Consider the following 12,466-nt stretch of genomic DNA (forward strand, 5'->3'; position numbering starts at 1 on the left):
TTCTATGTATGTTATGCTTGTTTAACGAATTGCAATTCGCCAACTAAACGAACTTCTTCGCTTACCATAACGCCACCAGTTTCTAAGGCTGCATTCCAAGTTAAACCAAAGTCAGTACGGTTTATTTTACCACTTAAAGTAAAACCAGCTTTTGTGTTACCCCAAGGATCGGTTGCAATACCCCCAAATTCAGCTGTTAATTTTACTTTTTTGGTTTCGCTTTTAATGGTTAAATCGCCAGAAACGATGATGTCATCGCCGTCTTTTTCAACAGATGTAGAATTGAAAACCATCTCAGGATATTTTTCAGCGTCAAAAAAGTCACCACTTTTTAAATGATTATCACGATCGTTGTTGCCGGTGTCAATCGAATTGATTTCTCCTTTGAATGAGATTTGTGCGTTCGAAAAATCATCTTCTTCGGTGGTTAATTCTGCTGAAAACGATTTTAAACTACCGGTTACTGTAGTAATCATTAAATGTTTTACTTTAAATTGTAATTCGCTGTGGGTTGGATCTAAAGTCCATTTTGTAGTTGCCATATTTTTTTGTGTTTATGTTATAATTAATAACACAAAATTACCGCATAGGTTTTATATGCAACTTGATGTATGTTAAGTAATTATGATTTTTTAAAAAAGAAGGTGTTAAACTTTAAAGTGTTTGTTTGCCAGTTCTTTACGTACCCGACTCAAAGATTCAGGTGTAATACCCAAATAGGAAGCAATCATCCATTGGGGAACACGCAAGGTAAGATTGGGGTAAAGTTTAATGAAATCTAAATACCGTTCTTCAGCAGTTGAACTTAAAAGCATGTTGATTCTTCGCTGCATAAAGCGGATAGAATTGTTTAACAAGCGGACGTGCATGGGTTGTAAACACGGAACCTGACGGGCTGCTTCTTCTAAGAAATCGTTTGGCATTATCACCGCTTCGCTTGCTTCAATGGCATCGATAAAAAAAACAGAGGCCTCATTATTCATGTTATTCCGGTCGGAAATAAGCCAGTTCTCTGGTGCAAATTGTAAAATATGTTCTTTTCCTTTTGAATCGATGGAATACGAGCGCAATAGACCCTTTCCAACAAAAAAACCATGACTAAGCTTATCGCCTTTAAATTGGATGACTTCTCCTTTTTCGAATTTCTTAACCCTTAAAACAGCAGAAATACTATCAAATTGCTCATCAGTTATATTTATTTTTTCTTTGAGGTAATTTTTAAACTGATGAATCATGTAGTAAAATAATTATTTTTTTTGCTGAATGTTTGAAAAATCTGCGCTGCATTTGCAATTGCCACCGCAACCGTCTTTTTTTACTTGAAGCGATCGATATGCTAAACGCCCGACATAAAATAAAGCCGCTAAGAAAAATATAAAGACAAATATTGCTTGTATGTTCACAAAACAAATATAAGCGCTTAAAGGAATTTTCCATCCAGTTTAATGTAAATTATTACAAGTTGACAACATTGCAGGCGAAGGAAATATTATTTTTCCATAAAGCCAACGCTTCCCCCCACCCAGTCAAAATTGGCATTGTAGCGTACACCAATCATTTTCCCTTTACTCAGTCTAGCTAAATTGATGCATAGCTGGGGCTCGCCGTTATCGGGCCACAAGTACATCAGTCTAATTTCGGTTTTAACCAAGCCATTTGGGGCAACAATAGCGGGCTCATAGACAACTTTTTTTTGTAAAATCCAATTTTCAGGATCAGGAATAGCCTTTATATCTTGTTGTGTAACATCAATAAGTACGCCCATTCCGGCAAAAGAAAAGAGCGGCTTTAAAACGTAGTTTTCTAAATCGGAAGGAATGTTTTCTATCTCGTGTAGGAAAAATGTTTCTGGGACAAACACACTTTTTAAAAACGGCATAGTGTATTTGCTGATACGGTAAAACCAATTTGGATGTGTAATCCATTCAATTTCTAGCGCTTGGCGTGGGTCGAATGCTGTTTGGAAAATATCAGTTTTTTCGGCTATTTCATCAAAGATTAATCGATTGTAAATTCGTTTGAGCTGGATGGTCTTACCATTTTCTTCATAAAAAAGCTGCTTTCCAATTTGCTTAATCTCGTTTAGCGCTAAAATTTTGACGCCCAATAATTTTTGCGTCACGAGAAAATCAATCGCTGTTTTTTGTTCCCAAGCATCCAGATCCATAAGTGCAACTTCATGGGGCTGATGATCCCCAATAATAACTTCTTTAAGTAAGTGGATGTATTTTTCTTCATTAAATGGCTCGAAATAAAAATCAAGATTTTCATCAATCGAAAAAGACTGGCGAAATTTTTCGGCTAAGTGTTGTTGAAAGCCATACAGTGAAGGGAAGCCTTGCATTTCGATAAGCATAGGCGATAATTCACCGTTTTCATTTTTGCAAATGCCGAAATCGAAGGTTAGAAAGTGCGGATGCTGATTTTCATTGGGTACTTTCCATTCCAGAGGGATGGCGTTTTCTGTTCGTGTTTTGAAATCATCGCGTTTAATGAAGTTGATAATTTCATCGCCTGCGGCAATTAACTTTTCTTTTAATTTCTTTGGAATAAAAATTGGCGTTTCGGCTACACGAAAAGGGATTTCAGTTGTGCCAATTGGTAGGTTTTGTAAAAAAGAACGGTATTTTTCATCCGTAAATTGTGCATTGTATTTTTGACGATGGTATGGTATCATTCGGCAATTTTTAATGGTTATTCCATGCTTTATGCAAAAAATTGGGCAGTATGGTTTTTTGCGTTAATGAAATTCGTTCAGGATCATCTACACTTTTGAGCATGCCAATGTATTTTTCTTCGCCATGAAGTTCGATAATGGCTTTTTTCTTGTCCTCCTGCAGCAAGTACATTTTCATTCCAACTGGGTCGGCTTCTGGATGAAATTGCGTGCCAATAATTTCATTTGAAAAGCGAATGGCCATCATGCAGCGCTCGAGGGCTATATGTTTTCGCTCTTTTTCAATGGCTAAAAGTTGCGCCCCTTTTTTGGTAAAAGCTTCTTTATTGGGTTTAATCACTTGCCAATCGCGACTATCTACCGAGAAGAAAGGGTTGGTGATGCCATTAAAAATTTCATCGTTTGTTCCTGATTCCGTTAAGGTTATTGGGAATATTCCGAATGCATTTGATTTACGTTCTGTTACTTTTCCAAGATTAAATTTTCGACAAGCCAATTGAAAGGAATGACAAATTAAAAAAGCATATTTTTTTAGTTGTGGGCTAGAGGCGTTGTGTTTTTCGATGTCATCCAGTAGTGCGAAGAAGGAATTTTCCCATGCTTCTCCTTTGCTTTCGATAGGGCTACCGGGGCCCCCGCTAGAAATGTACGTGTCAAAAGAGAGGTCTGGGATTTCAGACTTTTGCCGCAAATCAAAAATAGAATAACTTAAAGGCACTCCACGCTGTTCAGAAAATCGGTTTAAGATTTCTTCAATCCCCCGCATTCCTTGGTTTGCTGCGCCATTATTCATATCAATTACAGCCACTTTTAACGTTCTTTTATCCATTATTCGCACCAATAAGTGTTTGTGTGGTGATGAAATCAACTACTGATTCAAAACTTCCTGTTTGTTGGAAGACCGCTAATTGTCGGTCGGCACCGGTGCCATTTTCCAGTATTTTGTGGATGTAATTTAAATCCTCGCGACAACCTAATTCATCCACTACATCGTCGATAAAATCGAGTAATTCGAGCACCAAATTGCGACAATTTACTTCCATTTCCTTCCCGAAATCAATGAGGTTTCCATCAATTCCATAGCGGGCGGCGCGCCATTTATTTTCGTTTATCAAGGCTCTGGAATAACTGATGAATTTCATGTTTTGAAGCCGCAATTTATACAGCTTTGCACAAAGCGCTTGAAAAAGTGCGGTAAAGGCCATGGTTTCATCGATGAGCATGGGACAGTCACAAATCCGAAACTCAATGGTATCAAAAAAAGGATGCACGCGAATGTCCCACCAAATTTTCTTTGCATTATCCATGCAATTGGTTTTAATTAACAGTTTCACGTAGTTGTCGTAATCCTCAATGCTATTAAAAACATCGGGTATACCTGTGCGCGGAAATTTATCGAAAACCTTGGTTCTGTACGATTTATAGCCGGTGTTCCTGCCTTCCCAAAAAGGTGAATTGGCTGAAAGTGCAAAAACATGTGGCAGAAAGTAGCGCACCTGGTTGGCAATGTGAATTGCTAGTTCGCGTGTTTGGAAACCCACGTGTACATGTAAGCCAAAAATTAAATTGGAACGCGCGGCTTCTTGTAACTCATTTACAATTTCGTTGTAGCGGGGATGTTCCGTAATGAGCTGTTTTTCCCAATGTGAGAAAGGATGGGTGCCAGCAGCGCCTATCCGTAAACCGATTTCACCAGCAAGTTGCGAAACGGTGTAGCGCAGCTGCGAAATTTCTTGCCGCGCCTGACCGGTGTTTTTACAAATGCCGGTGCCCACTTCGACCACGGCTTGATGCATTTCTGCTTTGACTTGGTCTTTTAATATTTTTTGCGCTGCTTCTACAATTTTTTGGTCGTGTGAGGTTAGCTCTCTGGTAACGGGATCAATTACCATGTATTCTTCCTCTATTCCTAAGGTAAATTCATTCATCGCTTATGGTTTTAGTAATCCCTTTTTTATTTCTTAACGATTTCTTTTTTTGGTTTTGTTGGCGTTTTTTTAGCCACTGGAAGTTTAGTTGGTGCGGTTAGTGCTTTCCCTGCCAGGACGGTTTTTAGATACATACCCCAAGTTAAGTTATCTTGTCCCGGTTTTTGTGCTTTAGCACGTTCTATTGCGTAATTGGCCGTTGTTTCTACCACCCAATCAAAGTTTTCTTGCCCAACACTATTTAAATCGGCATCTGGGGCAGGGTTACAAAAGTCGATAGCATAAGGGATTCCATCGCGAACAGCAAACTCAACGGTATTAAAATCGTAACCAAGATATTGGCACAACTTAAGGGTATAATCCTCAATGGTTTTGAGTAATTTTTCGTTTGCAGGCGCTTTGTCGGTTGTGTAGCGTAAATTGTGTGGGTTACGCGGGTCGTAGGCCATAATGCGTACATGCTTTCCGCCAATACAATAGCATCTAAAGTATTCTTCAAAAATAATTTCTTCTTGTAAAAGCATAACCAATTGTTCGGTTCCGCTGTGCTTGGCAAAAAAATCTTCTTTATCGGTTAATTTATACACATCGCGCCAGCCTCCACCATCAAAAGGTTTCATGTAAGCCGGAAAACCGACGTAATTAAAAATAGTGTCCCAATCGAAAGGCATGATTAAGTTACTAAATGATTCAGAAGTAGTTCCGGTTGGATGTTGACGAGAAGGGATTAAAGCGGTTTTAGGAACAGGAACACCAATTTGTTCGGCTAGTGCATTATTGAAAAATTTCTCGTCGGCACTCCACCAAAAGGGATTGTTAATGACTGCAGTTCCGGTAATCGCGGCATTTTTTAGCGATGCGCGATAAAAAGGAACATCTTGTGAAATTCGATCGATAATAACAGCATAATCGAGTGGGGCATTTTGAAATATTTTGTCAATTTTAACCGCTTCAGCAGTAATTTCTTTCTCGGCTTTTTGATTGATACGTTCAATAACTGCGGCAGGAAACGAACGCTCCTGACCAAATAAAATCCCTATTTTTTTCATTGGTTATGTAGATTATTTAATTTATTGGCTATTGGCAGATGAAAGTTTATAATTGTGCGACATAGCTGGGGAACATTTCGCGCCAAATGGGCCAGTCGTGATCGGCATTTGGTCGGATATCCAACCAATGATCGATTCCTTTTTGGGCTAAAATTTGAGAAAGACGTTCGTTGTCAGGTTTACACATGTCGCGATCGGTGGTTCCTAAAACAATTTTTAAGTAGTGCAACTCCGGATTACTGTTGTTTGGAACGTAATCGACAGGGTTGTTAAAATAAACGTCATCGTTGTAAAAACCGTCAAGTTGCCCTGTAATGTCGAAGGCGCCGCTCATGCTAAATAAGTGACTGACTAGCCAAGGATGTCGGAAGGCAAAATTTGCGGCATGATATCCTCCAAAACTACATCCGGCGGTAATAATTTTTTGGTGTCCGGTTTCGTTTCGAGCCAAAGGAGCCACTTCTTCCAACAAATATTTGTCGTACCAAATGTGGTTTTTTACGCGTGCTGATGGGTGTATGCCTTTGTTGTACCAGCTTAATTGATCTACACCGTCTGGACAATATACCTTAACTTTTCCTTCGCTAATAAATCCTTCAATAGAATCTATTAATTTGAAATCTTTGTTTTCGAAATATCGACCCATGCTGGTTGGGAACAGCAGAATAGGGATACCGCTGTGACCAAAAGTGAGCATATCAATTTCGCCGCTTAAATTCGGGCTATACCATTTTTTATGTTCTTCCTTTATCATACCGCGTTATTTTATAGGTTTAAGATAGTGATTTAATTTAAGATAAAGAATATCTATAAGTTAAATTTAACCTCGTCGAGATGAAGAATATACGCTATTTCTTGGAATGAAACCGCGTGAAATTGGGGCTGTTTGAAGCATAGTTTAGGCATTAATTGTACCTTTGTTAAATAAAGTCGGGTTTGTGCTTGCTTTAGCGCAATGCCTATAGCGGTAGATATGTATACAGAGGATTCGAAGGTAAGGTTTAAAGTTTGTGGATTTAGTGTTTTCTCGTCATTTTTAAAACGAGCGGTAGTAGTTGATTTTTATGTTCCGGAGGATATAGATGGTAATGAAAAGTTTGAACTTCTACTCCTAAACGATGGACAAGATGTAGCAAAGATGGCTTTTTCTCAACTTTTAGAAACACTTCATCTTAAAAAACAATATAGCCGTTTGGTAGTGGTAGCCATTCATGCATCGGATAATAGATTAATGGAATACGGTGTTGCGCGTCAAGCTGATTTTAAAGGTCGTGGAGCGCTCGCACAGACCTATGCTGATTTTGTTGTTCAAGAGTTGTTACCTTTCATTAATGAAAAAATTGAACGACCATTTTTCGGTAAAAAAATTTTTGCTGGGTTTTCTTTAGGAGGAGTATCTGCCTTTGATATTGCTTGGAATCATCCCCAGGTATTTGATGCAATAGGGGTTTTTTCGGGAGCTTTTTGGTGGCGGAAAAAGGATTTAATGAATGGATACACCGATGCTGATCGTATTTTACATGCCCTAATAAACGAAACCAATACCAAAGTAGATATGAAGTTTTGGTTAATGACCGGAACCGAAGATGAGAAAGCAGATCGAAATAACAATCGAATTATTGACTCTATTGACGACACCATTGATGTTATTAAAGCATTGGTAGCAAAGGGATATAAACGAAATGAACAGGTTACGTATTTTGAAAAAGTGGGTGGCAAACATAATGTAGCTACCTGGGAATCGGTAATGCCTGCTTTTTTAAATTGGGCTTTTGGCGAAGAATAATTTTACATAAAAATCATTCGACATAAGAATAAAAATAGCTTTTTTCTTGCTTGCCTCTTGCCAGCAGGCCAATTTACTTTTGAAGGCCAAAAGTAGCCAAAAGCCTTTGTCAATCTAGCTAGGCCGCTATGCGCACAAGGCTCCCTTTGCTCAAAACAAAAACTTAGAAAGTTATTAAAAATCTTTTTCACTAAATTCCTGTCGGATAATTTGGGTTTATAGATAAACGGGCTATATTTAAGTTTTATCAGGAACATGAAAAAGTATACAGTATTATTGATTGCTACTTTTTTCGTAAGTGCTGTAGTAGCGCAAGAGAAAAAAACGAATCCGGCAGAGGAAGCAGCCAAAACAGAAATATGGGAACCGGTACCAAAACTAGTCTCACCAGGAGTACTGCCACAAGACGCACCATCGGATGCGATTATTTTATTTAATGGAAGGAATTTGGATGCTTGGCATTCGGTAAATAACCCCTCAAATCCGGCAGGTTGGACGATTGATGATGGTTTTTTTACGGTTAAAAAAGGAACTGGAAATATTGAGACGAATAAAAAATTCCTCGATTATCAACTTCATTTGGAATGGAAAATTCCAAGCAATATTCAAGGAGAAGGACAAGCGCGGGGTAATAGTGGAATTTTTTTAGCCTCAACGGGTAAAGGCGATAATGGGTATGAAATTCAAATTTTGGATGTGTACAAAAATAAAACGTATGTAAACGGGCAAACAGGAAGCGTATACAAACAAGCGATTCCATTGGCGAATGCCAATAAAAAACCAGGTGAATGGCAGTATTACGATATCATTTGGACGGCGCCTCGCTTTCATGAAGATGGAAGTTTGAAATCGCCAGCCCGCGTAACTGTTTTGCTAAACGGTGTATTGCTTCAAAATAATTTTGAATTGAAGGGAGAAACTAAATGGATTGGGGAACCTTCCTATAAAAAACATGGATCAACCTCCATTAAATTGCAAGATCATGGCGATCCCAGTGCAGCAATCAGCTTTCGGAATATTTGGGTCAGAGAACTTTAATCTTTTCATACAATGAATAAAGGACGTTTAGAAGCGTTTAGCGATGGTGTTTTTGCCATCATTATTACAATTATGGTACTGGAGATTAAGGTGCCAGAGGGGATTGATTTGGCTGCGCTTAAGCCCTTAATCCCTAAATTTTTAAGTTACGTGTTAAGCTTTATTTATGTAGGTATCTATTGGAATAACCATCATCATTTATTACATGCTGTAAAAAAGGTGAGTGGAAAGGTGCTTTGGGCCAATTTGCATTTATTATTTTGGTTATCCTTGTTCCCGGTAACGACCGGTTGGATGGGGGAACATCATTTTAGTTTGTGGCCGGTAATTGTTTATGGACTTGTTCTTTTCTTAGCCGCAACAGCCTATTACATTTTGGTATTAACCATTAAAAAAACTGATGGTGAAAACTCATTGGTGGTTAAAGCCATTGGGAATGATAAAAAGGGTATTCTTTCTGCAATAATTTATCTGCTGGGCATTTGTCTCAGTTTTGTTTCGCCTTGGATTGGCGTATTTTTTTATTCTGTTGTGGCCTGTATTTGGTTAATCCCCGATAAGCGAATCGAACATGCTATGCATCAAAATGGGTTAGAAAATCAGGAAGAAACTAAAGCGTAGCATGTAATATTTTTTCATAAGCAGTTCGATCAATCATTTCAGCTCCCATACTTAGCAAGTGATTGTTCGGGAGTTGGCAATCAATTAATTGAATATTGGTTTGGCTCAAGTAAATGAGGGCAGCTTTCGAAGCATTACTTACATGGCTAAACATACTTTCTCCACAAAAAACACCATTTATTTTAAGCCCATACAGCCCGCCAACCAACTCTTCTTTTTGCCAAACTTCTACACTGTGGGCAAATCCTTTTTGGTGTAAATGGATGTATGCTTTTTGCATTTCAGAGGTAATCCATGTGCCATCTTGATCTTTACGGGGGGTGTTTGCGCAGTTTACAATAACCTGCTCAAAAGCTTGGTTCAGCGTAATGTGAAAGGTGTTCTCCGCAAGAATTTTTTTCATGCTTTTACTAATCTTAATTTTTTCTGGATAAATAACACAACGCTCGTGAGGCGAATACCATAAAATAGGATCATTTTCACTAAACCAGGGGAAAATACCGCTTGAATAGGCAGTAAGCAAACGCTCCAGGCTTAAATCGCCACCAATGGCTAAAAGTCCATCTTCTTCGGCTAAAGCTGGGTCAGGGAAATTGTAATCATCTTCCAGTAATTGAAAAAACATGCACGAAGTTAATAAACAAAACAAAGATTAAACCCTAACGTTTTATTTATGTCATACAGTAAAAATATGAGCCATGATAGCCAAAGATAACCGAATAAAAGTTAAGCACTTATATGCTCGGGCCGGATTCGGGATTACGTATCCGGATTTAGAGGATGTAAGCAAGAAAAACTTAGATAAAGTGGTCGATTCTCTCTTTAAAGAGGCGAAAAAAGATGGCGATTTAACCATTGTTGATGGGGAAGAATCGCGACGCGAAATGATCATGCAAGCTGGCCTTTATCAAAAAAAGCAATTGACAGAGGAAGAATCTAAAATGCGTCGAGATATTATTCGTATGCAAAATGAAAAGAGCCGCGATTTAAACATTGGCTGGATTAATAAAATGATTAATACCGCATCGCCATTGCAAGAGAAAATGACGCTTTTTTGGCATGGACATTTCGCATGTCGATCCAACAATCCTTTATTTGCACAGCAATTAAACAATGTTCAGCGTGAGTATGCCTTAGGTAATTTCCGAAAATTGTTAATAGAAGTATCCAAATCGCCTGCCATGTTGCAGTATTTGAATAATCAACAAAATCGAAAAGGAAAACCGAATGAAAATTTTGCACGTGAGCTGATGGAACTTTTTACCCTAGGCCGTGGTAATTATTCAGAGAATGACATCAAAGAATCGGCACGTGCTTTCACCGGTTGGAGCTATGAAAAAGAGGGTGCGTTTGTGTTTCGTGAAAAGAATCACGATGAAGGAAGCAAAACCTTTTTCGGAAAAACAGGCAATTTCCAAGGCGAAGATATTATCGATATTATTTTAGAAAAACCTGAAACAGCCACCTTTATTTCGCGTAAGCTTTATAAGTTCTTCGTAAATGATATACCCAACGAGACGCATGTAAAAGAAATGGCCGACTACTTCTATGCAAATAAATACGATTTGACGAAACTCATGAAAATGATGTTGAAATCAGATTGGTTTTATAGCCCTGAAAACGTGGGTACAAAAATTAAATCTCCTACCGAACTTATTGTGGGGTTAAGTCGCGATTTTTATGTTACCTATAATAAACCCCAAGTTTTAATTCAATTGCAAACCAGCTTGGGTCAGTACCTCTTTAATCCACCAAATGTAGCCGGTTGGCCTGGAGGACAAAACTGGATTGATAGTTCATCGCTCATGCTGCGTATGCGCATTCCATCTTTAATTTTAAACGATGGCGAAATCGATTTTAGCGGCAAAGCCGATCCTGAAGATGAGGCCATAATTGCATTAAACAGAACCACCAAACAAAAGGCTGTAAAGTCATTTGTAGATGCAAGTGCCAATTGGCAAAAAGTAATGGGAGGCTTGCCAAAAGATTTAAAACCACTCGAGTTGGCTCAATTTCTTTTACATGCTCCATTAAATCAGAAATTAACACAAATGATTTCCGATAATAAGGGATTGCGTAGCACCGCCGTAGAAGTAACGAGCACTCCTGAATATCAACTTTGTTAAAAACAGGCCGATTGTAAAATCAACCTAAAAGAACAAGAACATGAATAGAAGAAATTTTTTAAGAAATACAGGTTTTGTGGCCGCAGGTTCATTGTTTGTACCGGCTTTTATGAAACCACTCGAGGCCATGGCATTAGATGAGCTAAGTTTGTATAAAAACTTGGTTGTAGTACAGCTTTCAGGCGGAAACGATGGTTTAAATACTGTAGTACCCCACGGAAACGATCTTTACTATCAAAAGCGAAAAAGCATTGCCATTCCGACCAATCAGGTTATTAAGTTAAACGATATGCAGGGCTTAAACCCGAACATGGCCGCATTGCAAGAAATATACGATCAAGGATGGATGACCATTATTAACGACGTAGGTTATCCCAATCCCGATCGCTCACACTTTAGGTCAATGGACATTTGGCAAAGCGGAAGCGATAGCAATCAGTTCTTATCTACTGGATGGATTGGTCGGTACCTCGATAGCAACTGCCAAACATGTAAATATCCCTATACGGCCATTGAAGTAGACGATACTTTGTCGCTCGCTATGAAAGGACAGAGCAAGAAAGGCATTGCCTTAAAAGACCCGAGTGCGCTGTATCGCAACACCAACAATCCTTTTTTCAAAGCCATGTTGCAAAACGATAAAGAGCACTTGGATGAAGATAATTTGGGCTATTTATACAAAACGATGATTGAAACATCTTCATCGGCAAATTATATTCAAAATACCTCCAAAGTATACCAATCTACCTTTGCGTACCCAACAACAGGTTTTGCTAACCAATTAAAAACTGTATCTAAGTTTATTTCGTCGGGTTTACAAACACGCGTGTATTACGTATCCTTAAGTGGTTTCGATACCCATGTAAATCAAATCACTCAACAAGGCAACTTGCTAAAACAATACAGCGAAGCCATGGCAGCATTTATTAAAGATTTAAAAACGAACAATAAATTAGACGATACCTTAGTTATCACCTTTTCAGAATTTGGCCGTCGCGTAGAGCAAAATTACAGCAATGGTACCGACCATGGAACGGCCAATAACATGTTCGTTTTTGGGGGGCGCTTAAAAAAACAAGGTATTTACAATGACTCGCCAAATTTAAGCGATTTATCTTCGGGTGATTTAAAATACCAAATCGATTTCAGGCAAGTTTACGGCACCATTCTCGATAAATGGCTCGATGTAAACAATGCCGATATTTTGAATAAAAAGTTCAATACGTTGGATTTTATTTAGT

13 protein-coding genes are annotated in these 12,466 nt (G+C 38.4%); 5 read left to right on the forward strand and 8 right to left on the reverse strand.

Features of this window, described 5'->3' with window-relative positions; genetic code table 11:
* Positions 1-11 precede the first annotated feature (11 nt).
* The 7 genes from ACJVDK_RS14850 to ACJVDK_RS14880 all read right to left on the reverse strand — a co-directional run bounded on the left by ACJVDK_RS14850 (position 12) and on the right by ACJVDK_RS14880 (position 6,408).
* The gene (locus ACJVDK_RS14850) at positions 12-542 is read right to left on the reverse strand and encodes a YceI family protein (protein ID WP_443937448.1); all 531 of its coding nucleotides are present in this window, start codon (positions 540-542) and stop codon (positions 12-14) included.
* Between the two features lie 105 nt (positions 543-647).
* The gene (locus tag ACJVDK_RS14855; RefSeq protein WP_443937449.1) at positions 648-1,235 is read right to left on the reverse strand and encodes a Crp/Fnr family transcriptional regulator; all 588 of its coding nucleotides are present in this window, start codon (positions 1,233-1,235) and stop codon (positions 648-650) included.
* A gap of 254 nt (positions 1,236-1,489) precedes the next feature.
* Complete coding sequence (locus tag ACJVDK_RS14860) at positions 1,490-2,677, reverse strand: hypothetical protein (RefSeq protein WP_443937450.1); 1,188 nt, start codon at positions 2,675-2,677, stop codon at positions 1,490-1,492.
* Positions 2,678-2,687: 10 nt separating this feature from the next.
* Positions 2,688-3,506, reverse strand: coding sequence for a type 1 glutamine amidotransferase (locus ACJVDK_RS14865; protein WP_443937451.1), 819 nt, complete (start codon positions 3,504-3,506; stop codon positions 2,688-2,690).
* Positions 3,499-4,605 carry a carboxylate-amine ligase gene (locus ACJVDK_RS14870; RefSeq protein WP_443937452.1) on the reverse strand — a complete coding sequence of 369 codons (1,107 nt, stop codon included), beginning with the start codon at positions 4,603-4,605 and terminating at the stop codon, positions 3,499-3,501. Before ACJVDK_RS14870 ends, ACJVDK_RS14865 begins: the two co-directional genes overlap by 8 nt.
* Positions 4,606-4,631: 26 nt before the next feature.
* A complete protein-coding gene (locus ACJVDK_RS14875) occupies positions 4,632-5,654 on the reverse strand; it encodes an ATP-grasp domain-containing protein (protein WP_443937453.1) in 1,023 nt (340 codons plus the stop codon).
* A 46-nt stretch (positions 5,655-5,700) separates the two neighbouring features.
* Positions 5,701-6,408 carry an esterase family protein gene (locus tag ACJVDK_RS14880; RefSeq protein WP_443937454.1) on the reverse strand — a complete coding sequence of 236 codons (708 nt, stop codon included), beginning with the start codon at positions 6,406-6,408 and terminating at the stop codon, positions 5,701-5,703.
* 201 nt (positions 6,409-6,609) lie between these two features.
* Between ACJVDK_RS14880 and ACJVDK_RS14885 the strand changes: the two genes are divergently transcribed.
* The 3 genes from ACJVDK_RS14885 (at position 6,610) to ACJVDK_RS14895 (ending at position 9,099) form a co-directional block, all read left to right on the forward strand.
* Positions 6,610-7,440: an alpha/beta hydrolase gene (locus tag ACJVDK_RS14885; protein WP_443937455.1), complete on the forward strand. Its 831-nt coding sequence runs from the start codon at positions 6,610-6,612 to the stop codon at positions 7,438-7,440.
* A 255-nt stretch (positions 7,441-7,695) separates the two neighbouring features.
* Complete coding sequence (locus ACJVDK_RS14890; RefSeq protein ID WP_443937456.1) at positions 7,696-8,478, forward strand: 3-keto-disaccharide hydrolase; 783 nt, start codon at positions 7,696-7,698, stop codon at positions 8,476-8,478.
* A 12-nt stretch (positions 8,479-8,490) separates the two neighbouring features.
* On the forward strand, positions 8,491-9,099 hold the full coding sequence (locus ACJVDK_RS14895; RefSeq protein WP_443937457.1) for a TMEM175 family protein: 609 nt from the start codon (positions 8,491-8,493) through the stop codon (positions 9,097-9,099).
* Here the strand turns inward: ACJVDK_RS14895 and aat are convergent.
* On the reverse strand, positions 9,089-9,724 hold the full coding sequence (aat, locus tag ACJVDK_RS14900) for a leucyl/phenylalanyl-tRNA--protein transferase (RefSeq protein WP_443937458.1): 636 nt from the start codon (positions 9,722-9,724) through the stop codon (positions 9,089-9,091). The genes ACJVDK_RS14895 and aat overlap by 11 nt on opposite strands.
* Positions 9,725-9,797: 73 nt before the next feature.
* Between aat and ACJVDK_RS14905 the strand changes: the two genes are divergently transcribed.
* A complete protein-coding gene (locus ACJVDK_RS14905; RefSeq protein ID WP_443937459.1) occupies positions 9,798-11,225 on the forward strand; it encodes a DUF1800 domain-containing protein in 1,428 nt (475 codons plus the stop codon).
* 40 nt (positions 11,226-11,265) lie between these two features.
* Positions 11,266-12,465 carry a DUF1501 domain-containing protein gene (locus ACJVDK_RS14910; protein WP_443937460.1) on the forward strand — a complete coding sequence of 400 codons (1,200 nt, stop codon included), beginning with the start codon at positions 11,266-11,268 and terminating at the stop codon, positions 12,463-12,465.
* Position 12,466 lies beyond the last annotated feature (1 nt).

It is taken from the genome of Pedobacter paludisoli (assembly GCF_052344095.1).
Taxonomy (GTDB): Bacteria; Bacteroidota; Bacteroidia; order Sphingobacteriales; family Sphingobacteriaceae; genus Pedobacter.

What these genes read in the sequence shown, in the direction of transcription:
- ACJVDK_RS14860 (WP_443937450.1), bottom strand. Translation starts at nt 2,677, where the DNA reads ATGATACCATACCATCGTCAAAAATACAATGCACAATTTACGGATGAA.
- ACJVDK_RS14855 (WP_443937449.1), bottom strand. Translation starts at nt 1,235, where the DNA reads ATGATTCATCAGTTTAAAAATTACCTCAAAGAAAAAATAAATATAACT.
- ACJVDK_RS14865 (WP_443937451.1), bottom strand. Translation starts at nt 3,506, where the DNA reads ATGGATAAAAGAACGTTAAAAGTGGCTGTAATTGATATGAATAATGGC.
- aat (WP_443937458.1), bottom strand. Translation starts at nt 9,724, where the DNA reads ATGTTTTTTCAATTACTGGAAGATGATTACAATTTCCCTGACCCAGCT.
- ACJVDK_RS14910 (WP_443937460.1), top strand. Translation starts at nt 11,266, where the DNA reads ATGAATAGAAGAAATTTTTTAAGAAATACAGGTTTTGTGGCCGCAGGT.
- ACJVDK_RS14870 (WP_443937452.1), bottom strand. Translation starts at nt 4,605, where the DNA reads ATGAATGAATTTACCTTAGGAATAGAGGAAGAATACATGGTAATTGAT.
- ACJVDK_RS14850 (WP_443937448.1), bottom strand. Translation starts at nt 542, where the DNA reads ATGGCAACTACAAAATGGACTTTAGATCCAACCCACAGCGAATTACAA.
- ACJVDK_RS14895 (WP_443937457.1), top strand. Translation starts at nt 8,491, where the DNA reads ATGAATAAAGGACGTTTAGAAGCGTTTAGCGATGGTGTTTTTGCCATC.
- ACJVDK_RS14880 (WP_443937454.1), bottom strand. Translation starts at nt 6,408, where the DNA reads ATGATAAAGGAAGAACATAAAAAATGGTATAGCCCGAATTTAAGCGGC.
- ACJVDK_RS14890 (WP_443937456.1), top strand. Translation starts at nt 7,696, where the DNA reads ATGAAAAAGTATACAGTATTATTGATTGCTACTTTTTTCGTAAGTGCT.
- ACJVDK_RS14905 (WP_443937459.1), top strand. Translation starts at nt 9,798, where the DNA reads ATGATAGCCAAAGATAACCGAATAAAAGTTAAGCACTTATATGCTCGG.
- ACJVDK_RS14885 (WP_443937455.1), top strand. Translation starts at nt 6,610, where the DNA reads ATGCCTATAGCGGTAGATATGTATACAGAGGATTCGAAGGTAAGGTTT.
- ACJVDK_RS14875 (WP_443937453.1), bottom strand. Translation starts at nt 5,654, where the DNA reads ATGAAAAAAATAGGGATTTTATTTGGTCAGGAGCGTTCGTTTCCTGCC.